The sequence below is a fragment of the Stutzerimonas stutzeri genome, assembly GCF_002909485.1.
Taxonomy (GTDB): Bacteria; Pseudomonadota; Gammaproteobacteria; order Pseudomonadales; family Pseudomonadaceae; genus Stutzerimonas; species Stutzerimonas stutzeri_AH.
The window spans coordinates 1-19,397 of sequence record NZ_PPXG01000013.1 but is presented as its reverse complement, the minus strand read 5'-3'; the positions used below and the strand labels follow the sequence as shown (position 1 = coordinate 19,397).

Below are 19,397 nucleotides of genomic sequence, written 5' to 3'. Positions count from 1 at the left end.
CGCGTCCAGGCGTTGGGTTGCCAGAGAGCTTTGAGCAGCCCTCCAGCACGCAGGGCAGATAGGCGAAGCCTTAGATCTTGCCGACCAAGTCCAGCGAAGGAGCCAGGGTCTTCTCGCCCTCTTTCCACTTGGCCGGGCAAACTTCGCCCGGGTGAGCGGCGGTGTACTGGGCGGCTTTCAGCTTGCGCAGAGTTTCCGACACGTCACGAGCGATCTCGTTGGAATGAATCTCGACGGTCTTGATCACGCCTTCCGGGTTGATCAGGAAGGTGCCACGCAGCGCCAGACCTTCTTCTTCGATGTGCACACCGAAAGCGCGGGTCAGCTGGTGAGTCGGGTCACCGATCAGCGGGAACTGCGCCTTGCCAACGGCAGGGGAAGTTTCATGCCAAACCTTGTGCGAGAAGTGGGTATCGGTGGTGACGATGTACACCTCGGTACCGGCCTTCTGGAATTCGGCGTAGCTGTTGGCAGCGTCTTCGATTTCAGTCGGGCAGTTAAAGGTGAACGCTGCCGGCATGAAGATCAGAACCGACCACTTGCCCTTCAGGGATTCTTCGGTGACTTCAATGAACTTGCCATTGTGGAAGGCATTGACTTTGAAAGGTTGAACTTGAGTGTTGATCAGCGACATCTGCTAACTCCTTTGGGGGGTTAAGAAACTTTGACGGGGCCTACGATAGCGCAGCCAGCAGCATACCGTTAATTGATTAAGGGAATAGCGCCGATTGCTTTCATCTATCGATAACACATTCGTATGACCGGCCTACGGCGGCATCGCCAGTGACCCACAATTGCGGGCGTGGTTCAATTCGGCCAGAACGCCCGAATCGCCGCGACGCCCTGCGCACCCGCTCGACGAGCCGTGGACAAGTCAGACGCCTGAAGGCCGCCCAGCAGGTAAACCGGTCGATCGAAGCCTAACAGCAAATCGGCAACACGCGGCCAGCCCAAAGCCGGCGACCGAGGATGGCTGGCAGTAGCCTGCACCGGCGACAACGTGACGAAATCTACTCCCAAAGCCGCAGCAAGTGCCAGCTCCTCGCCGCTATGACAGGACGCTGCCAGCCAGCTACCCGCCGCGATCGGTCGTTCTCCCCCTGCCTGCTCTCGCAGCTGCTTTGCGGTCAGATGCCAGCCTGCAACGGGGTAGTCGCACGCCCACTCTAGAGGGCCCTTGAGCATCAGCTGAGCACGACCCTCGCACAAGGCCAGCACCCGCTCTGCCAACGCACGGTAGTCGGCAGGCGGTAGCGACGGTACACGTAGCTGGATCAGGCGTATGCCGTCATCCAGCGCTCGCGCGAGTCCATCGAGCAACCGTTGCGGGGCGATGCCATCCGGCGTTATCAGGTAGTGCTGAGGCAAGCGCGCAGCAGCGACGATCGGCTGATTCGCAGCCGGGAAGCTGTAGTCCGTCAACTGTTCCGCCGTCACCCACATCAGCGGCTGACCTTCCGCACCGTGGGGTTCACCGGTAAACGCGTGCACCTCCCAGACATCGAGCAGCACCTGCTTGTCCGGATAATCGTGGCGCACCTGGATCAACGGCTGCGCCGCGGTAACGACGATGCCCAGCTCCTCCAGCAGCTCACGCGCCAGCGCCGCCTCGACGCGCTCATCTGCCTCGACCTTTCCGCCGGGAAACTCCCACAGCCCCCCCTGGTGCTTGTCGAGCGGTCGCTTGGCGATCAGCACCCGCTCGTCGGCGTCACGAATAACGGCCGCGGCAACATGGATTCGTTTCACTTTCTCACTTCCTGAAGGGCGCCCTGATGCCAGCGCTGGAAAGCCGGCCACTGATGGATCGTCTCAACATAGCTCGCTGCGGCGGCCGGTAAGGCCACCCGATAACTTCGCAGGCGCGAAGCCACCGGGGCATAAAACGCATCAGCGATACTTGGTTGGCCGAACAGATAATCACCGCTCAGGCCAAAGCGCTCACGGCAATCGATCCAGATGGCGCAGATTCGCTCGATGTCTGCTCGAACTGCATCGGGAACCTCAGGCAAGGCCTGGTCGCGCGCCATATCCATCGGCAGATGGCTGCGCAGCGCCTGAAAGCCACTGTGCATCTCCGCGCAGATACTTCGCGCCAATGCGCGCGCATAGCGCTCGCGCGGCCACAGGTGTGCATCGGGGAACTGCTCGGCAAGGTATTCGGCGATTGCCAGCGAATCCCACACCGGGCCGTCCTCGGTCAGCAGCACCGGCACCTTACCCGTTGGCGAATAACTGAGCAGCCGAGCTCGGCTGTCGGGCCGATAGAGCGACACCGGAATCTGCACGCAGGCAGCCTCGGACAGCTCCAATGCCAGAGCGGCGCGCAGCGACCAGGAGGAGTAGTTCTTGTCACCGACGACCAATTGCAGAGCCATGACCGATGCGCCTCGAGTGTCTTAGGGAAGAGTCAGCGGACGTTAAAGCGCGGCAAGCGCAAATGGCAAATTCCCGTTGCACATGGGGTCATGCACAACGGGAATAGCTAAACGCAGAGTTCGATCAGGTGCGGTATTCGGCGTTGATCTTCACGTACTCGTGGGACAGATCAGTGGTCCAGATGGTCTCGCTGCAGCTGCCACGACCCAACTCAATGCGGATGGTGATTTCCTCGCGAGCCATCACCGCCGCGCCCTGCTCTTCGGTGTAGCTGGGCGAGCGACCGCCCTGGCTGGCGATGCAGACTTCGCCCAGAAACACGTCGATCTTGCTTACATCCAGGTCAGGCACGCCGGCATAGCCCACGGCGGCGAGGATACGCCCCCAGTTCGGGTCCGAGGCGAACAGCGCGGTCTTGATCAGCGGCGAATGCGCCACGGCATAAGCGACGTCCAGGCACTCCTGATGGTTGCCACCACCGTTGACCTGCACCGTGACGAACTTGGTCGCGCCTTCACCGTCGCGGACGATGGCCTGAGCCACCTCCATGAAGACCTCCAGCACTGCCTGCTTGAGCTTGCCGAACAGCTCGCCGGTGGCTTCGGTGATCTCGGGCAGAGCAGCCTGACCGGTGGCGATAAGCATGCAGCAATCGTTGGTGGAGGTATCACCGTCGATGGTGATGCGGTTGAACGACTTGTTCGCCGCATCGCGTACCAGATCCTGCAGCACGCTGCCGGCAACCTTGGCGTCGGTGGCGATGTAACCGAGCATGGTCGCCATGTTCGGCCGGATCATGCCGGCGCCCTTGCTGATACCGGTGACGGTCACCGTCACGCCATCGTGCAGGAACTGCCGACTGGCGCCCTTGGGTAGCGTATCTGTGGTCATGATGCCGGTAGCAGCTTCGGCCCAGTGGTCCGTCGACAGGTCATCGAGCGCCGCCTGCAATGCCGATTCGATCTTCTGCACCGGCAGCGGCTCGCCGATCACGCCGGTCGAGAACGGCAGCACAGCCGTCTCGTCGACCCCGGTGATGGCAGCCAACGCCGCGCAGGTGTGCCGTGCATCGGCCAAGCCCTGCGGTCCGGTTCCGGCATTGGCGTTACCAGTATTGGTCAGCAGGTAGCGCACCGGGCCCTGCAGGCGCTCACGGGTGATGATCACTGGTGCAGCGCAAAAAGCGTTGGTGGTGGTCACGCCCGCAATCCGCGAGCCTTCGGCACAGCGCATGATCACTACGTCCTTGCGCCCCGGTCGCTTGATGCCAGCAGAAGCGATGCCGAGTTCGAAACCGGGTACCGGGTGCAGGGTAGGTAAAGGACCAAGACCAACAGCCATGGATGCGCTCCTTCAGAACAATGGATGGCCAAGAGGCCGAGAACGGGTTTGCGACAAAAACGCCGCGAGCGGCAGAAGCCGGTCGCGGCGCGGAATTAACGGCGAGGTCGGACTTACTGAACCTGCCCGTGGCAATGCTTGTATTTTTTGCCCGATCCGCACGGACATGGCTCGTTGCGGCCGATCTTCGGCTCGGTGCGCACCGGCGCCACGGCGACGTCAGCCTGACCTTCGACCTCGGGCTCCTCCTCCGGCTGATCCAGCGCAGACACCTCGGCGTGCTGGAACTGCATGCGCTTGGCCAACTCTTCCGCCTCGTGGCGCAGACGCGCTTCCTCTTCGGCCGGATCTTCGCGGCGCACCTGGACATGAGAGAGCACGCGGATGCTGTCGCGCTTGATGGATTCGAGCAACTCCTGGAACAGCGTGAACGACTCGCGCTTGTATTCCTGCTTCGGGTTCTTCTGGGCGTAACCGCGCAGGTGAATACCGTGACGCAGGTGATCCATGGTCGACAGATGGTCTTTCCACAGATCATCCAGCACGCGCAGCACGATCTGCTTCTCGAAGGAACGCAGCGCCTCGGCGCCTGCCATGTCCTCCTTCTCGTTGTAAGCATCGAGCAGCGCCTGGAGAATCTTCTCGCGCAGGGTCTCCTCGTAGAGCTTTTCATCTTCGTCCAGCCACTGCTGGATCGGCAGGCGAGTGCCGAAGTCGCTGTAGAGCACAGCTTCAAGGCCGGAAATATCCCACTGCTCGGGCAGAGACTGCGGTGGAATATGAACGCTGATGGCAGCATCCAGCGCTTCCTGACGGAATTCGGCAATCGTCTGGCCGATCTCGTCAGCAGCCAGCAGGCTGTTGCGCATGTGGTAGATAACCTTGCGCTGCTCATTGGCCACATCGTCGTATTCGAGCAACTGCTTGCGCATGTCGAAGTTACGGCCTTCTACCTTGCGCTGCGCCTTTTCGATGGCATTGGTCACCATGCGATGCTCGATCGCCTCGCCGGATTCCATGCCGAGCGCCTTCATGAAATTCTTCACCCGATCAGAGGCGAAGATGCGCATCAGGCTGTCTTCCAGCGACAGATAGAAACGGCTGGAACCCGGGTCGCCCTGTCGGCCGGCACGACCACGCAGCTGGTTGTCGATACGACGTGACTCGTGGCGCTCGGATGCGATTACGTGCAAACCACCCGCTTCGAGCACCTGCTGGTGACGTGTCTGCCAATCCGCCTTGATCTGCGCAATCTGCTCTTCAGTCGCGTTCTCGAGAGCGGCGACCTCCACTTCCCAATTGCCCCCCAGAAGGATGTCGGTACCGCGACCGGCCATGTTGGTAGCGATGGTCACGGCGCCAGGCCGGCCAGCCTGGGCAATGATCTCGGCTTCCTTGTCGTGGTGTTTGGCGTTGAGAACCTTGTGCTCGAAACCTTCCGCCTCAAGCAGGCGCGACACATATTCGGACGACTCGATGGTTGCCGTACCCACCAGCACCGGGCGGCCTTGATTACGGCACTCTTTGATGTCAGCGATGATTGCAGCGAATTTCTCTTCCTGGGTCAGGTAGACCAGGTCATTGAAATCCTTGCGCGCCAGCGGCTTGTTGGTCGGGATGACCACAACCGGCAGGCTGTAGATCTGCTGAAACTCGAAGGCCTCGGTGTCGGCGGTACCGGTCATGCCCGCCAGTTTTTTGTACAGACGGAAATAGTTCTGGAAAGTGGTAGACGCCAGGGTCTGGCTCTCGGGTTGGATCTGCAGCCCTTCCTTCGCTTCGATGGCCTGGTGCAGGCCTTCGGAAAGACGACGGCCAGGCATGGTCCGGCCGGTGTGCTCGTCGATCAGCAGTACCTGATTGTTCTGCACGATGTATTCGACGTTGCGATGGAACAACTTGTGAGCGCGCAGGCCGGCATACACATGGGTCAGCAAACCGAGGTTGTGCGCCGAATAGAGGCTCTCGCCCTCGGCCAGCAGACCGGCCTGAGTGAGTAACTCTTCGATGTACTGGTGACCCTGCTCGTTAAGCTCGACCTGACGGGTCTTCTCATCGATGGAGAAATGCCCCTCCTGGGTGACGACGCCCTCCTCTTCCTCGATATGCTGCGTAAGCCGGGGAATGAGCAAGTTGATCTGCTGGTACAGCTTGGAGCTGTCTTCGGCCTGACCGGAGATGATCAGCGGCGTACGGGCCTCGTCGATCAGAATCGAGTCGACTTCGTCGATGACAGCGAAGTTGAGTTCGCGCTGGTTCTTCTCCTGCAGGCTGAACGCCATGTTGTCGCGCAGGTAATCAAAGCCGAACTCGTTGTTGGTGCCGTAGGTGATGTCGGCGGCGTAGGCGGCGCGCTTCTCTTCCGGTGGCTGGAAGGGCGTCACGATACCAACCGAAAGGCCAAGGAATTCGTACAGCGGGCGCATCCAGTTGGCGTCACGACGAGCCAGGTAGTCGTTGACCGTGACTACGTGCACACCCTTGCCGGCCAGTGCATTGAGGTAGACCGCCAGAGTTGCTACCAGGGTCTTGCCTTCACCGGTGCGCATCTCCGCGATGCGGCCTTCATGCAGGGTCATGCCGCCGATCAGCTGAACGTCGAAGTGACGCATGCCCATGACGCGCTTGCCGGCTTCGCGGCAGACAGCGAACGCTTCGGGGAGGATCTGGTCGAGGGTTTCGCCTTTCTCGAGACGGGCCTTGAACTCTTCGGTCTTGCTGCGCAGTTGCTCGTCGGAGAGCGACAACATCTGCTCTTCGAGCGCATTGACGGACTGCACCGCCTTGAGCATGCGTTTGACCTCACGCTCATTCTTGCTTCCAAAGAGTTTCTTCAATAAAGGCGCAAACATATCGACAAAGACTTCCATGCTGGGGATGGAGGCACGTCCGTGGGGTCACGGCTGCGTGCAAAAGGGCCATTCTACTCGGAAACGGCAGTGAGGAAAGGTGCCTAACTGCGCAGCGCAGTGACTCAGCGTCACTGATGATGCCGTGCTAGTCGATCTTGCCGAAAGCCAGACACAGCGCATTTTTCGGTACTCGACCCCGGCCTCGAAATGGCCCATCGCACCTCCGCATAGGCAGCGCCAGGGCGCGCAGGCTTCTGCTACGATGCAAGCGTCACCACTGAACCTACGGACCATCATGGCCTTTCGCCCGTCACCAGCCCGCGCACCCGCGGCCCTGTTGCGCGAAGTAAAGCCGCTCAGAGCGCTATTCGGCGAAGCCCTTCGCCTTGATCGCCTGCAACAGTTGCTGGAAAGCCAATTACAGCCCGCCGCCCGCGAGCATTGTCGTGTGGCATCTTGGCGCGAGGGCTGCCTGCTGCTGATTGTCACCGATGGCCACTGGGCCACGCGCCTGCGCTATCAGCAGCGTCGGCTGCAGCGCCAGCTGGAAGCACTCGAAGCATTCGCGGGCCTGACTCGCATCCAATTCAAGGTGCAGCCCCCGCCTCCACCGAGGCACACTCCGGCCCGCACGCAACCGCTTTCAAGCAACGCCGCCGATAGCATTCAGGCCGCAGCTGATGGCATCCGCGACCCCAAGCTGCGTGCTGCACTTGAGCGCCTGGCCAGTCGCAGCAAACAGAAAGACTGACATCCTGCTACAAATGCCTGCGCCATGGTTGCGCAACAATCGCTAGCACGGGTTAGCATGAACCACGTCGTTACGGAGGACTTTCATGCTGCTCTGCCACCTGTTCGCCGGTATTCGGCCATGTTGATTGGCGCCCTGCTTATCCTCACCTGGCTTGTGCTGCTGATTCGCTACCCATTCAGAGCCGTGCCCATTTCGCTGGGCGCCGTACTAGGCCTCGTACTTGTCGCCGGCTGGGTACTCTGGCAGGAGCATCGCGAGGAACAACTGCTCAGTCGCATCGAGATCCAGCTGTCCCACGACCCCCGACGCTGCACCGGTGCTCAGCCACTTCACGTAAGCGTGCATAATCACACCGACAAAGCGTTACAGAGCCTGCGATGGGAAGTGGCGGCCTACTCGCCAGGATCACGTACAAACCTCGCGCGAAGTGCCTTCGACGCCCCGATCTATCAGGGCCCCGGAGACCTCCAGCCAGGAGCCCGATGGGAATCCTGCCTCCCACTGCCGTTACTACGCAGTGGCTATCGCGCAGCCACTCTGGAATTTCATGCCGAACGCCTGCAGGGGCATTTCGCCGACTGAAGCGACCAGGGACAGAGCACTATCAATCTTTGCCCCACCCGCTTATGCTGTACAGATAAACAGTATTAATCTGCCAATGACCGAGGTGGTAAATGGCCGTCGAAGTGGTGTACCGCAGCAGTCGGGACCTGGAGCGTTTGTTCATGGATAAAGCCGAAGCCGATCGTCACGACAAGATGCTTGAGCTGGCCGAAGCGCTGGCGGCAGTCCTGCAGCAAGCCTCTCCATCGCTGAGTGAGCAGCAGGCCGAGGATATTGGCATCTACATGGCAAGGCATCGCGACTTGTTCGCTAAGGCCTTCAAGAGCAGCCCTGAGGCTTTAGCGGAGCTGACAGTACAAGCCTGACGGTATAAATGAGCCGAAAACACGTTGGCCGTGAGCAGACCAATGAGCACCGCAGCCTGGAAACTTGTCATTGCCTTGCCGGGTCCATAGCTGGCAACCCCTCACACAGGTAATTAGGCATGACGAGTCCATTCCAGAAGATCAGTGATGTATTTCGTCCTCGCTACAATGTGAACTTCTGCATCGAGAAGCCGGACGGCAGCATACTGCTGACACTAACAGGCGCAGAAGGTGTTGCAGTGAAGCGTTTCATCAGCGCCGAGCAGTGGAGTGATCAGCAGAAACTGCAGCGGCTGATTACCAGCCTGCAGGTCAGCCTCGCCATCGAACGCGGCGACCAGATGCCATCACGCGCAGCTCGCGGAGAGTTGCACCCCGCCCCGCTGTAGTGTCATCAGCCTGACTGCCTACAGGTTGCCGTCGCTTCGTCTCGAACCATCGAAAACAACAACAAGAACCCACTCCCCATCTGCCGGTCTTTCGACTCGCAGCACATCGTTGTGTCCGAACATCGCGCGTCCATACGCAACGATGGGTGAATCCTGCAGCCCTCCCTAAAGCCAGGCAAGCGCCTTGGCCTTGGCCACCGCCTGCGTTCGGCGCGCCACACCCAGCTTGGTATTGATCCTGCGCGCATGCGTCTTGACCGTATGCAGGGAAATGAACAACTGCTCGGCGATCTCCTGATTCGAACAGCCTTGGGCAATCAGACGCAAAACAGTCAGTTCACGATTACTAAGTACTGTTTCCTCCGCTGAAGGAAGCGACATTTCCGGCTCGCGCTCGTACTTCAGCAGCCTGTATCGCAACGACTCGCCCTTCACCGCGGGCAATACACGGGTAAGCCATTGCGGCTGTCGGTGATGCAACTCGTAAAGCGGCTTTACCAGTTGCTGCCGCGCCGCTTCACCTAGCGCTAGGCGTAGCTCCATCTCCGCCTCGGCGATTTGGCCATCAGCCTGAAGCGCTTCGGCCAGACTGAAACGGCATTCACACGCAAGACCCAGCCGCTGAACCTGCAAGTTCTGCTCGACCTGCTCGCGCAAGGCGATGATCGCTTTCGCCGTCTGCCCTTCGAGAATATCGATCACCGCCAGATAACGCCGGACCCTGGGCAGCAACTCATAAAAGCCGGACGGTGATAAATAGCCCTGCCCTTCGTACAGATCTCGCACCTGACACAGCGCACCGCGAGCCTTGCGAAGCTCTCCCTGGTGCAACCAGGCCACGCCGTTTATTAGCAGCAAGATGCCTCGAAATCTTGCCTCCGGGACGTGTCGCCACTGCGACAACCGCTCAGCGTCGCGCAGCCAGTGATAGGCGCAGGCAAACTCCTGACTGCGCGCAGCGAGCTCAGCCAGCCCAACATAGCCAAAGAAACAGTAGGAATCACCGCAGGTTTCGGTTTCGACCTTTCCTAGCTGGTAAGCCTCCTGTGCCGGCTCATCAAGTCCCTGGTAGGCCAAAAGATGGCCCTGCAGAAGCTGAAGCCGCCCGATGAGCGGGCTATGCCGAACCGTCTCGCGCAGAGCCTGAAGCGCCTCATTCAGCACGCCGACGGCACGCTCGAACTCACCCGTCAGCTCCAGCAACTGGATGCGATCAACGCTGAGCATCACTTCGTAAAGCACGCTGCCTTTGAGCCGCGCGAGTTTCATGCCTTCGCTGTTGTAGCGCTGAGCGAGCTCCAGTTCACCCTCTGCCATCGCCTGCTGAGTCAGCACCTGATAACAGAGCACACGTTGCGCCCAAGCATGGTCGGACAGTATCTCCAGGGCCTGAAGGCAGTTCTCGCGTGCCTCGGGTTCGCCACGCAGGCGCGCCAGAAACCCACGCAATGCCTGCCATTGCGCCAGCAGCTGGGCTTGCCGGCGCGCATCGGGCTGGGGGAAGAACTTAGCCAGTTCGGCCAGGCAGTCATCCACTTCATCGAGGCGAGCAGAAATGATCAGCGCCCACCCCTGCAATACGATCAGTCGAGTGGTGCTGGCGAACAGGTCCTGAGGTAATTCGCTGCGCCATTTCAGAAAGCGCGATACGTTATCGCCGATCAGGAGCTGCTCCTGGCCGTAACGCTGCAGATAGTTGGCGGCCACCTCTGGCTGCCCCGCCCAGAGCGCGTGCTCCACCGCCTCACGCATTTCGCCGCGACTGGCGAACCACTGGCAGGCACGCAGATGCACTTGGGTCGGCGTCGCGGTTTCCGAACGCTGCAGCATCAGCGCAAGCGGCTTCCACAACCGAAACCACTCGCCGCAGTTGTCGATCTGCCGGATGAACAACTGCTGTGTCTTCAGAATACCGAGAATCTCGCGGCCGACACCGTCAAGCACATGATCGCAGAGCTCCGCAGAGAAACGAGGCATACGCGCCAGGGCAACCAAAGCACGCCGCACGTCTTCGCTTAACCCTGCCATCACTTCGCGCTGGACATAATCACGAAGCAAAGGCGTGCCGGCAACCAGCCGCTCGCGCAGCGCCTGTTCGTCGGCGCTAAGCAGCATCAGACAAACGCCAGCAGGCCACCCCTCGGTACCCAGATGCAACTGCTGAAAGCTCTCCGGCGAAAGGGTCAGCCGGTGAACCTGAAGTAATAGCTCAAGCTCCTCCGCGGTAAACGCAAGCGACTCGGCCTCCAGCTCGAACAAGTGACCTTGCAACAGCAATCGCGGCAACTTCCAGGCTGGCTGGCGGCGGCTGGTGACCCACCAGCTGATCGGAGTCGGCCCCATATCCAGTAGCATGTCGAGGCATGCATCGAGCTCCGGACTGTAATCACGCGGATAGTCATCAAGCATGATCCACAGCGGCTGGCGGACGCGTCGCAGCATGCCGAGCATGTCGTCTTCGCTGCCGCCGTCGCTGTTCAACGGCTCTGCCAGCGCGCTGGCCAGCTGTCTATACAGCGCCTGCACGGTACACATTCGCCCGCCAAGGTCCAGCCATACCAGCTGCGTGCCCTCGGGCACCAATCGTGCACATTCACTCATCAGCACCGTCTTGCCGAAGCCAGCCGGCGCACATATCAGGCGCAAACGGCAATCAGAGCCAAGCAATGATTGAACTAGCCGCGGGCGTGCTATGTGCACAGGAGGCAGGCGAGGAATCGACGCGAGTTGCCCTGCAGCGCTTGCCTCTGCACTTAGCGCATCAGGAATGAAGCGTACGGACATGGCAACGTTCTCTTGTTCGAGTCAGTCCATTGAAACACAGCGCGGCATCTGCCTGGCGTTACGCTCAGCTAACACGCCAGGCCGCCGAAGCGATCCCACTCCTAACCTTGAGTGGGGGTAACGCTCCCCAGTATTCACTCGTATTCGATTTACCTAGAGTCGAGAGCAGCAGACGGAAATTATCATCCACTGGTTTGAAACAAAAAAAAAGGCGGCCAACTTGGCCGCCTTATTCACCAGCGAAATGCTCGGAGATCAGCGCACCCCGGCGTTTCGCAGAGCGGCCGGCGTGAAGTCCCTAGCCGATGCACGATAGCCGTACTCGTGAGGCTTCTCTTCGTTGCTCATGCCGATCGCGATGTAGCGACCGGAAATGATGTCGTACAGCGCTTCGAAGGCGTAGGCCGGCACCTTGTGCTGGTAGTACTGCAGCGAGTGGGCTTCACCTACGCGCCACAGCTGTCCGCGTCCGTCATACAGCTCAGATTGAACGATGGTCCAGCTATCCTCGTCGACGAAGAAGCGGCGCTTGGCGTAAATGTTGCGCTCGCCGCTCTTGAGCGTGGCCTCGATCTCCCAGACGCGGTGCAGCTCGTAGCGCGCCAGATCCTGATTGACGTGACCTGCCTTGATGATGTCCTTGTACTTCAGGTCGCTGGAGGCAATTTCGTAGCTGTTGTAAGGCACGTACAACTCTTTCTTGCCTACCAGCTTCCAGTCGTAGCGATCCGGCGCGCCGCTGAACATATCGAAGTTGTCGGTGGTACGCATGCCGTCCGACGCGGTACCTGGCCCATCGTAGGCAACCTGAGGCGCGCGGCGGACACGACGCTGACCGGCGTTGTAGATCCACGCCTGGCGAGGCTCTTTCACCTGATCCAGAGAATCGTGCACCAGCAGGACGTTACCGGCCAGACGTGACGGCGCAGTCACACGCTGCTTGAAGAACAGCAGCGCGTTCTTGGCGCGCTCCGGATCCAGATCGGTCATGCCCAGAGGGAACGCCACCTCGTCCTCGAAGTGGACCATGGTGTAGCTGCCGTTGGTTTGCGGAGTAGCCTGCACGATGTTGCGGCGAACGTTGCCGCCGCGATACCGAGTAATGTGGTTCCACACCACTTCAAGCCCGTTCTTCGGAATCGGGAACGCGTAGTAGCGGCTGTCGGTGAAGTTGGCAACGCCGTTACCACCGCCGACGAGCTCTGTGTTCACTGCGCTCCGCTTAGCCGCTTCGTAGATCTCGTCCGGAACGGCGACCGTACGATGGGTAGGGAATACCCGAATCTTGTAGGTTTCAGGATAGCGCTTGAACATGGCCATCTGGCCGGCAGTGAGCTTGTCCTTGTACTCCTCGGCATTCTGCGCGGTGATGACGAACTTGGGCTGCTCATCCTTGAAAGGATTGGTCAGGTGCCCATTCTTCAGGGGCGCTGCGTCGGTCTTGAGACCACCGGTCCACTCGGGAATGCTGCCGTCGGCGTTGCCAGCCTTTTCGGCGCCCAGCGGCGTCAGGGAGGTGCCGAGCTTGGCGGCTTCTTCGGGGGATACGGCAGCCATCACGCTGCTCGCAAGCAGAGAGAAGGCCAAGACACTGAATAGCTTTCTTGTTGTTTTCATACGATTCCAGTTCCTCTTGATCTTGTTATACGGCCGGATGCGATGCCTATCGCTATTGTCCGACCGGCGCTTCCTCGCCAGCCGGACATCAGGGCAACGCTCCTTAGAAGTTCACGCCCACGCTGAACGCGAGGAAGTCGCGGTCAACCAGCGTGTTGAAGTCACCCCCGAAGAAATCGGTGTAAGACAAGCTGGCGGTGTAGGTATTTTGGTACTCGGCGTCCAGACCAACGCTAACGGCCTTGGCACCTTCGTTGAACAGACCATTCGGACCGTAACCATCAACGTCATGGGAAAACGACACGTTAGGTTTGAAGTTAATGCCAGCGAAGACGTTGTTGTAATCAGCAACTGCGCGCAGGCGGTAGCCCCAGGAATTTGCAGTTACAAAGCCGTGGCGGCCGTAGTCGGCGAGTGCTAACGGATCGTCCGGCGTGCCATAAATAGCATCGCGTCCGTAACGAAGTTCGCTAGTACTCTCCAAACCGCCTACGTGGGCATAACCAATTTCACCGACGACCGTGACACGACCGGCACCAAGCACCTGATCAAAGAAGTGCGTGAAAGTGGTCTGAATCTGGGTGATCTCTTTACGGTTATAGCCGCGGTTTTCTGCTCCAAAGGAACTCTCGATGGGCGAAGTTCCGGGCGCAATGGGGTTTAGCAGCGCTCTTGTGACATCTTGAGTATTGAGCTGTACAGGCGCATTGGGACGGTAGCTGATTTCCCCCGACCATGCGGTACCTGTGGGTAGCGTCGTAGAGAAGCTGAGTCCATAGAGCTGGATATCTTCAGGGTACTCAAGGTAGTAGCTGCCATTGCCAAGCATGACGCTCTGCGCCAATCCAGCACCAGAACCTGGCACGATCCCGTTAGCTGCGCCGATAATGCCAGGCAGCTGCGCTGCGGTAGCCAAGCCAGCAGATTGCGTACTGACGTTTGGCGTCCGACTGTGGTAGTTCATGAAATACGCGCCATACTCGGTGGCATCACCAAGCCAGCGCAACGCAAGCCCATACTGGCCGGAATCACGTGCATCACGGTCGCCAGCTCGCGGCAAAATCACCCCTTCAGGAGTAACTTCAAACCCCTGCCCGAACGCAGCGGCGACAGGTTGAAGTGGAGCGATTGCTGGGTTGCCCACGTGGTAGTTGTTGTTACAACCATCCTGGACCACGTCTACCGCGAAGAACGTGCCGCAATTATCAGCAATGGTCTGGTCCCACTCGATCTGATAGAACGCCTCCATGCTCAGGCGATCACTTAGACTTTGCGAAACGTAGAACATGTTGACTGGAATCAGACCCTCTTTGATCTCAGCCCCAGGCCGGCGAAATGCCGCCGCATCGAGCGGGTTGATGGAGTTGATGCTGTTACCGATGAAGGTGCTTTCACCCCAACTGACAACCTGCCGGCCAACGCGGACAGTGCCTGGCAGGTCACCAAGCGCATAGTTGTGATAGAAAAACGCGTCGAGAATCTGCGCGCCCGAAGATTGGGCGGCTTCCTTACGATTGCTGTCGCTGATGTCTTTGAACAGACGGCTTTCGTCCTTCAGCTCGAAGTCGTACCAGTATTTGCCGCGAATAAAGGCACCACTGTCCCGATAACGAAGCTCGAGGTCATGAACACCTTTGAAAATCTTGGAGAAGGTTTCACCCTTCTTGAAGTTGAGCCGTCCGTCATCCCCAGTTTGTGTGTACCCGGTTCCACCATTGTTGATACCGACTAGATCCATATCGCGGTCGGTGGTCGACCAGCTGGCGCCGATGGACATGGAAGAATCGAATTGACCTTCGATTTCACCGATATTGAAGTTCACGGCGTAGGCCGGGGCAGCGGTGCCCAGCGCGACGGCGAGAGCTAGAGACTTCGGCTGGAAGATTCCTTGCCTTGTTGTTTTTGTCATGAGGCGCTCCTGGTTGGTTCGAAGTGCGTCAACCCTACCCAGACGCCGAGGGAGGGTTAAGCGCACTAAGGTTTGATTTAGCTTGTAATCCTTTAGTGTTAATAGCCTTTCCAGCAGTGGCTTCCAGCGTGATTACGTTAGGCCATGCGTATTAAGGACTTTCTGAGCTTAGCCGTGATTGCAAAGGGCGCAAAGCCCGCCGCAGAGCGTTTCCGGCACCAAGCGTGAAGAAATGTCGGTCAGTTATCCTAAAGTTCAATTCATGACGGCGATATCACCCGCCAACCCTGTCGAATGACTCACCATCTGGACGCACGAGTGCGAGCCGACATCAGGGCATGAACGGCGTCCGCCGAGGGCACAATCGATCAGAGACGTTACTTTCATGGGCAAGATGGGGCGAAACGAAACAGCGTTCTGGGCAAGCTGTGCTTACGATGAGCTCGACCTGGCAGTCGAGCCTGCTGCATCCCCACGGTCGCCCGATAACACGCTAACGAACATTTCACCTGCGCACCCATTGCAGGTGCGCATGGCCGCGGGTTACAGCCCCGCAACAAACGCTATTACAGCCCTTTCACCGCATAGATGCCCGGCGCGTTACGCCAGTAACCTTTGTAGTCCATGCCGTAGCCGAAGATGTAGCGATCGATGCAGCTGAGGCCGACGTAATCAGCCTTCAAATCCGGACGAGCCTTGCGCTGGTGGTCTTTGTCGATGAGCACCGCGGTATGCACCGCTGCTGCGCCGGCGTGCCGACAGAAATCGATGATCGCGCCCAGTGTATGCCCCTCGTCCAGGATGTCGTCGATGATCAGCACGTCACGATCGATAAAGGAGATTTCCGGCTTGGCCTTCCAGAACAGTTCACCGCCACTGGTTTGGTTGCGGTAACGAGTCGCATGCAGATAGGACAGCTCAAGCGGGAAACTCAGCTTCGGCACCAATTTACCGGAGAAAATCAAACCGCCGTTCATGACACAAAACACGACAGGGTTGCGATCCGCCAACTCGCCATTGATCGTATCGGCAACCTTGGTAATCGCTGCTTCGACTTGCTCTTCGGTGTACAGGCAGTCTGCCTCGGCCATGACTTGGCGGATATGTGCGAGATCGACGGACATGATGCGATTCCCCAGAAGGATGAGTGATAGAGCGCCAGCAGAGGTGACAACTCGTGCGGTTGAATCGCATTGAAGCCAGACAACCCTGTGCGACGAAGAACCTGACCGAACAGACTACTTTCTGCCGCTTGCGAAAGGGCGTGGAAGATACCCACCCACGCCGGCTGCAGCAAGTCCGCCGGCTGAATGACACGCGAATAGCCGCTGACCCGGCGATGCTTTAATCTAAGCCGGTTTATTTGCCCGCCGGAGCCCACAATGCCCATTCGAGAGATCCGCCATCCGCTGATCCGTCACAAGCTCGGCCTGATGCGCCGCGCCGATATCAGTACCAAGAACTTCCGCGAACTGGCTCAGGAAGTGGGCTCGATCCTCACTTATGAAGCAACCTCGGATCTGCCGCTGGAACACTACAACATCGATGGTTGGTGCGGCCCGGTGCAAGTGGAAAAGATTTCCGGCAAGAAGATCACGGTAGTACCGATTCTGCGTGCCGGTATCGGCATGCTCGACGGCGTGCTCAGCCTCATCCCTGGTGCCAAGGTCAGCGCGGTTGGTATCGCGCGCAACGAAGAAACCTTCAAGGCACAGACGTACCTGGAGAAGCTGGTACCTGAGATCGAGCAGCGCTTGGCGATCATCATCGACCCCATGCTCGCAACTGGCGGCTCGATGGTCGCCACCATCGACATGCTGAAGAAGGCCGGCTGCAAGGAGATTCGCGCCCTGGTGCTGGTCGCGGCGCCAGAAGGCATTGCGGCAGTGGAAGCAGCTCACCCGGACGTGCTGATCTTGACCGCATCCATTGACGAGCGTCTCGACGAACACGGCTACATCGTCCCTGGCCTGGGCGATGCCGGCGACAAGATCTTCGGCACCAAACAGAAGGACATCTAAGCATGTCGCACACCGACGAGCCGCTTGGCCAGCAGGTACTGGCTGGCGCGCAAATGCTATTTGTCGCCTTCGGCGCACTGGTACTGATGCCGCTGATTACCGGCATGGACCCTAACGTCGCATTGTTTACTGCAGGGTTGGGCACGCTGTTGTTCCAAGTGGTCACGCGGCGCCAGGTTCCGGTTTTTCTGGCATCCAGCTTCGCTTTCATCGCGCCGATCATCGCTGCCAAGGGCGAGTTCGGCTTACCCGCCGTCATGGGCGGCGTGGTAGCGGCAGGCTTCGTCTACATCCTGCTCAGCTTTGCAGTACGCCTGAAGGGCCCGGGGTTCATCGATCGATTGCTGCCGCCGGTAGTCATCGCCCCAGTGATCATCTCCATTGGCCTGGCCCTCTCGCCGGTGGCAGTCAACATGGCCATGGGAAAAGCAGGCGACGGCAGTGCGCAGCTGATCCCCTACCAAACAGCGATGCTCATCTCCATGCCCGCCTTGGTCACTACATTGCTGGTGGCCGTGCTGGGTAAGGGCTTGTTCCGCCTGGTGCCAATTCTTGCTGGCGTTGCAGTCGGCTATGGGCTGTCCTTCGCCTTTGGCGTAGTCGACACCAGCGGAATCGCCGCAGCGCCCTGGTTGGCGATACCCAACTTCGTTACACCCGAATTCAACATTGGCGCCATTCTGTTCATGGTACCGGTAGCACTTGCTCCGGCCATCGAACACATCGGCGGCGTGGTCGCCATCGGTAGCGTTACCGGCAACAACTATGTCAAAAACCCCGGCCTGCACCGCACCTTGCTGGGCGATGGCGTGGCCACCTCGGCGGCCGGTCTGTTCGGTGGGCCGCCGAACACGACTTATGCCGAGGTTACCGGGGCCGTCATGCTGACCAAGAATTACAACCCGAAGATCATGACCTGGGCGGCTGTGTTCGCCATCACCCTTGCCTTCATTGGCAAGTTCGGCGCCGGACTGCTCAGTATTCCGATCCCGGTAATGGGCGGCATTCTCTGCTTGCTGTTCGGCTCGATCGCCGTGGTCGGCCTGAGCACGCTGATTCGCCACCAGGTGGACCTGTCCGAAGCCCGCAACCTCATCATCGTTTCGGTGACACTGGTGTTCGGCATCGGCGGCATGGCAATCGGCTACGGTGAGTTCACCTTGTCCGGCATCTCGCTGTGCGCGATCGTCGCGCTACTGCTCAACTTGCTGCTGCCTGGCGGCCAAGGCTGGCGCAACAAACAGCTGAACGACGAGCTGTGACGCACGGGCCAACAGCCGGGAGGCTGCTACCTCTTTGCTGCTCGCAGCGCTCCCGTCCGGTTGATCATATCGACTAGACTGGCGCAATGAACGACTCGACCATCCCCCATCAGCAACTCGAAGACGCCACCGTGAGCTGCGCGACCTGCGCAGCCTGCTGTTGTCGCCTTGAGGTTCTGCTGTTCAGCGACACCGGCGTGCCAAAGCGCTTTATCGATACAGATGAGTGGGGTGGCGAAGTCATGCATCGCCTGGATGACGGCTGGTGCGCCGCACTCGACCGAAACAGCATGCGCTGCACGATCTATGAGAATCGGCCACTCATCTGCAGAGAATTCGAATTGGGCTCGGACGATTGTCACGAGGAACGCAAGGGCAGCGCCACCGCCTACTGCTAGCCCAGCGTTGTGAGAAGCTGCAGGGCCGGTGGGCAGCCCTGCAGCGCAGACAGCGTCTTAGAACGCCATCCGGTAATGCAGCGCGTAGCTTTCGATACCGTCATTTGGCTTCTTGATGCCGGCATTGGAATAGTGAATCGCGCGGATACCCACTTCATGACCGCCGGCGAACCGCAAGCCAGCCCCGAACCGATCCTCGAACTGGAACGAGGAACCCAGGCGATTGCCCTCGACCTCGGTATTCTCGAACGCAGCCACGCCGATACCTGCCTCGACATAGGGTTTGACCGATTCTCCGGCGAATTCGTAGACGAATACCGGGGCCAGCGACACGCTGTGATTGCTGGACGAGTCGTCCCCCTCCCAGTAGGTGTAGCCCGCATCCCAGTAGCCGGTCAGCCGCCCCACACTGGTCTGGAACCAGCTGGTACCGAAGTCGAACTGCGCACCCAGGCGATAGGTCATGGTCGACTCATCGGTCTGACCAACCGCGACAGTAAAGTCTACGGCATGGGCGGCTGCCATTTGCCCTACGGAGAGTGCCGCTACTGCAGCTAGCGAGAACAGTTTTTTCATGGAAACTTCCTTATCAAACACTGCATTTGTTTGGTTATTTGTTGCCAGCAACAATTGAGGGGTATCCGGAATTTCTGGTTGATAAAATGCCAAAGATGTAAAGAAGAAAATCTTTCTCAGCGGATTATCTGATTGATCCTCTTCAGCCTACTCTACTGCCAATTTTCTGTTTCCACCTTCGCCTGA

General features: G+C 59.2%; 17 protein-coding genes. 7 read left to right on the top strand and 10 right to left on the bottom strand.

Annotated features, from left to right (window positions below; translation table 11 throughout):
- Positions 1-70: 70 nt before the first annotated feature.
- From ahpC to secA, 5 genes are all read right to left on the bottom strand, one after another.
- Positions 71-634: an alkyl hydroperoxide reductase subunit C gene (gene ahpC, locus CXK91_RS22225; protein ID WP_003284760.1), complete on the bottom strand. Its 564-nt coding sequence runs from the start codon at positions 632-634 to the stop codon at positions 71-73.
- Positions 635-807: 173 nt separating this feature from the next.
- Positions 808-1,749: a Nudix family hydrolase gene (locus CXK91_RS22220; protein ID WP_103458163.1), complete on the bottom strand. Its 942-nt coding sequence runs from the start codon at positions 1,747-1,749 to the stop codon at positions 808-810.
- A complete protein-coding gene (locus tag CXK91_RS22215; RefSeq protein ID WP_103458162.1) occupies positions 1,746-2,378 on the bottom strand; it encodes a glutathione S-transferase family protein in 633 nt (210 codons plus the stop codon). Before CXK91_RS22215 ends, CXK91_RS22220 begins: the two co-directional genes overlap by 4 nt.
- Before the next feature lie 124 nt (positions 2,379-2,502).
- Positions 2,503-3,720, bottom strand: coding sequence for a bifunctional glutamate N-acetyltransferase/amino-acid acetyltransferase ArgJ (argJ, locus tag CXK91_RS22210; protein ID WP_103458161.1), 1,218 nt, complete (start codon positions 3,718-3,720; stop codon positions 2,503-2,505).
- A gap of 113 nt (positions 3,721-3,833) precedes the next feature.
- Positions 3,834-6,572, bottom strand: coding sequence for a preprotein translocase subunit SecA (gene secA, locus CXK91_RS22205; protein ID WP_103458160.1), 2,739 nt, complete (start codon positions 6,570-6,572; stop codon positions 3,834-3,836).
- A gap of 295 nt (positions 6,573-6,867) precedes the next feature.
- On the opposite strand from secA, the gene CXK91_RS22200 reads away from it, so the two are divergent.
- From CXK91_RS22200 to CXK91_RS22185, 4 genes are all read left to right on the top strand, one after another.
- Positions 6,868-7,323, top strand: a complete 456-nt coding sequence (locus CXK91_RS22200) for a DciA family protein (protein ID WP_103458159.1) — start codon at positions 6,868-6,870, stop codon at positions 7,321-7,323.
- Between the two features lie 120 nt (positions 7,324-7,443).
- Positions 7,444-7,908: a multidrug transporter gene (locus tag CXK91_RS22195; RefSeq protein WP_103458158.1), complete on the top strand. Its 465-nt coding sequence runs from the start codon at positions 7,444-7,446 to the stop codon at positions 7,906-7,908.
- Positions 7,909-8,000: 92 nt separating this feature from the next.
- Positions 8,001-8,255 carry a YebG family protein gene (locus tag CXK91_RS22190; protein ID WP_103458157.1) on the top strand — a complete coding sequence of 85 codons (255 nt, stop codon included), beginning with the start codon at positions 8,001-8,003 and terminating at the stop codon, positions 8,253-8,255.
- Positions 8,256-8,374: 119 nt separating this feature from the next.
- Positions 8,375-8,644 carry a DUF3509 domain-containing protein gene (locus CXK91_RS22185; protein WP_103458156.1) on the top strand — a complete coding sequence of 90 codons (270 nt, stop codon included), beginning with the start codon at positions 8,375-8,377 and terminating at the stop codon, positions 8,642-8,644.
- A 165-nt stretch (positions 8,645-8,809) separates the two neighbouring features.
- Here CXK91_RS22185 and CXK91_RS22180 read toward each other — a convergent pair whose 3' ends face one another.
- The 4 genes from CXK91_RS22180 to CXK91_RS22165 all read right to left on the bottom strand — a co-directional run bounded on the left by CXK91_RS22180 (position 8,810) and on the right by CXK91_RS22165 (position 16,078).
- On the bottom strand, positions 8,810-11,428 hold the full coding sequence (locus CXK91_RS22180; RefSeq protein ID WP_103458155.1) for a LuxR C-terminal-related transcriptional regulator: 2,619 nt from the start codon (positions 11,426-11,428) through the stop codon (positions 8,810-8,812).
- A 255-nt stretch (positions 11,429-11,683) separates the two neighbouring features.
- On the bottom strand, positions 11,684-13,045 hold the full coding sequence (locus CXK91_RS22175; RefSeq protein WP_103458154.1) for a DUF1329 domain-containing protein: 1,362 nt from the start codon (positions 13,043-13,045) through the stop codon (positions 11,684-11,686).
- A 103-nt stretch (positions 13,046-13,148) separates the two neighbouring features.
- Positions 13,149-14,954: a DUF1302 domain-containing protein gene (locus CXK91_RS22170; protein WP_103458153.1), complete on the bottom strand. Its 1,806-nt coding sequence runs from the start codon at positions 14,952-14,954 to the stop codon at positions 13,149-13,151.
- A gap of 566 nt (positions 14,955-15,520) precedes the next feature.
- Entirely contained in the window at positions 15,521-16,078 is a 558-nt protein-coding gene (locus CXK91_RS22165) for a hypoxanthine-guanine phosphoribosyltransferase (protein ID WP_103458152.1), read from the bottom strand.
- Positions 16,079-16,336: 258 nt separating this feature from the next.
- On the opposite strand from CXK91_RS22165, the gene upp reads away from it, so the two are divergent.
- The 3 genes from upp (at position 16,337) to CXK91_RS22150 (ending at position 18,635) form a co-directional block, all read left to right on the top strand.
- The gene (gene upp / locus CXK91_RS22160) at positions 16,337-16,975 is read left to right on the top strand and encodes a uracil phosphoribosyltransferase (RefSeq protein ID WP_011914258.1); all 639 of its coding nucleotides are present in this window, start codon (positions 16,337-16,339) and stop codon (positions 16,973-16,975) included.
- A gap of 2 nt (positions 16,976-16,977) precedes the next feature.
- Positions 16,978-18,237 (top strand): uracil-xanthine permease family protein, encoded by a 1,260-nt coding sequence (locus CXK91_RS22155; RefSeq protein ID WP_058065169.1) that lies wholly within the window; start codon positions 16,978-16,980, stop codon positions 18,235-18,237.
- Between the two features lie 86 nt (positions 18,238-18,323).
- Positions 18,324-18,635, top strand: a complete 312-nt coding sequence (locus tag CXK91_RS22150; protein WP_103458151.1) for a YkgJ family cysteine cluster protein — start codon at positions 18,324-18,326, stop codon at positions 18,633-18,635.
- Between the two features lie 57 nt (positions 18,636-18,692).
- Here the strand turns inward: CXK91_RS22150 and CXK91_RS22145 are convergent, their stop codons facing one another.
- Positions 18,693-19,211: an acyloxyacyl hydrolase gene (locus tag CXK91_RS22145; protein WP_103458150.1), complete on the bottom strand. Its 519-nt coding sequence runs from the start codon at positions 19,209-19,211 to the stop codon at positions 18,693-18,695.
- Between the last annotated feature and the right edge of the window lie 186 nt (positions 19,212-19,397).

Bases quoted from the DNA above. Each gene is read 5' to 3' on its own strand.
- ahpC (WP_003284760.1), bottom strand. From the start codon at position 634: ATGTCGCTGATCAACACTCAAGTTCAACCTTTCAAAGTCAATGCCTTC.
- CXK91_RS22215 (WP_103458162.1), bottom strand. From the start codon at position 2,378: ATGGCTCTGCAATTGGTCGTCGGTGACAAGAACTACTCCTCCTGGTCG.
- argJ (WP_103458161.1), bottom strand. From the start codon at position 3,720: ATGGCTGTTGGTCTTGGTCCTTTACCTACCCTGCACCCGGTACCCGGT.
- secA (WP_103458160.1), bottom strand. From the start codon at position 6,572: ATGTTTGCGCCTTTATTGAAGAAACTCTTTGGAAGCAAGAATGAGCGT.
- CXK91_RS22200 (WP_103458159.1), top strand. From the start codon at position 6,868: ATGGCCTTTCGCCCGTCACCAGCCCGCGCACCCGCGGCCCTGTTGCGC.
- CXK91_RS22195 (WP_103458158.1), top strand. From the start codon at position 7,444: ATGTTGATTGGCGCCCTGCTTATCCTCACCTGGCTTGTGCTGCTGATT.
- CXK91_RS22190 (WP_103458157.1), top strand. From the start codon at position 8,001: ATGGCCGTCGAAGTGGTGTACCGCAGCAGTCGGGACCTGGAGCGTTTG.
- CXK91_RS22185 (WP_103458156.1), top strand. From the start codon at position 8,375: ATGACGAGTCCATTCCAGAAGATCAGTGATGTATTTCGTCCTCGCTAC.
- CXK91_RS22180 (WP_103458155.1), bottom strand. From the start codon at position 11,428: ATGTCCGTACGCTTCATTCCTGATGCGCTAAGTGCAGAGGCAAGCGCT.
- CXK91_RS22175 (WP_103458154.1), bottom strand. From the start codon at position 13,045: ATGAAAACAACAAGAAAGCTATTCAGTGTCTTGGCCTTCTCTCTGCTT.
- CXK91_RS22170 (WP_103458153.1), bottom strand. From the start codon at position 14,954: ATGACAAAAACAACAAGGCAAGGAATCTTCCAGCCGAAGTCTCTAGCT.
- CXK91_RS22165 (WP_103458152.1), bottom strand. From the start codon at position 16,078: ATGTCCGTCGATCTCGCACATATCCGCCAAGTCATGGCCGAGGCAGAC.
- upp (WP_011914258.1), top strand. From the start codon at position 16,337: ATGCCCATTCGAGAGATCCGCCATCCGCTGATCCGTCACAAGCTCGGC.
- CXK91_RS22155 (WP_058065169.1), top strand. From the start codon at position 16,978: ATGTCGCACACCGACGAGCCGCTTGGCCAGCAGGTACTGGCTGGCGCG.
- CXK91_RS22150 (WP_103458151.1), top strand. From the start codon at position 18,324: ATGAACGACTCGACCATCCCCCATCAGCAACTCGAAGACGCCACCGTG.
- CXK91_RS22145 (WP_103458150.1), bottom strand. From the start codon at position 19,211: ATGAAAAAACTGTTCTCGCTAGCTGCAGTAGCGGCACTCTCCGTAGGG.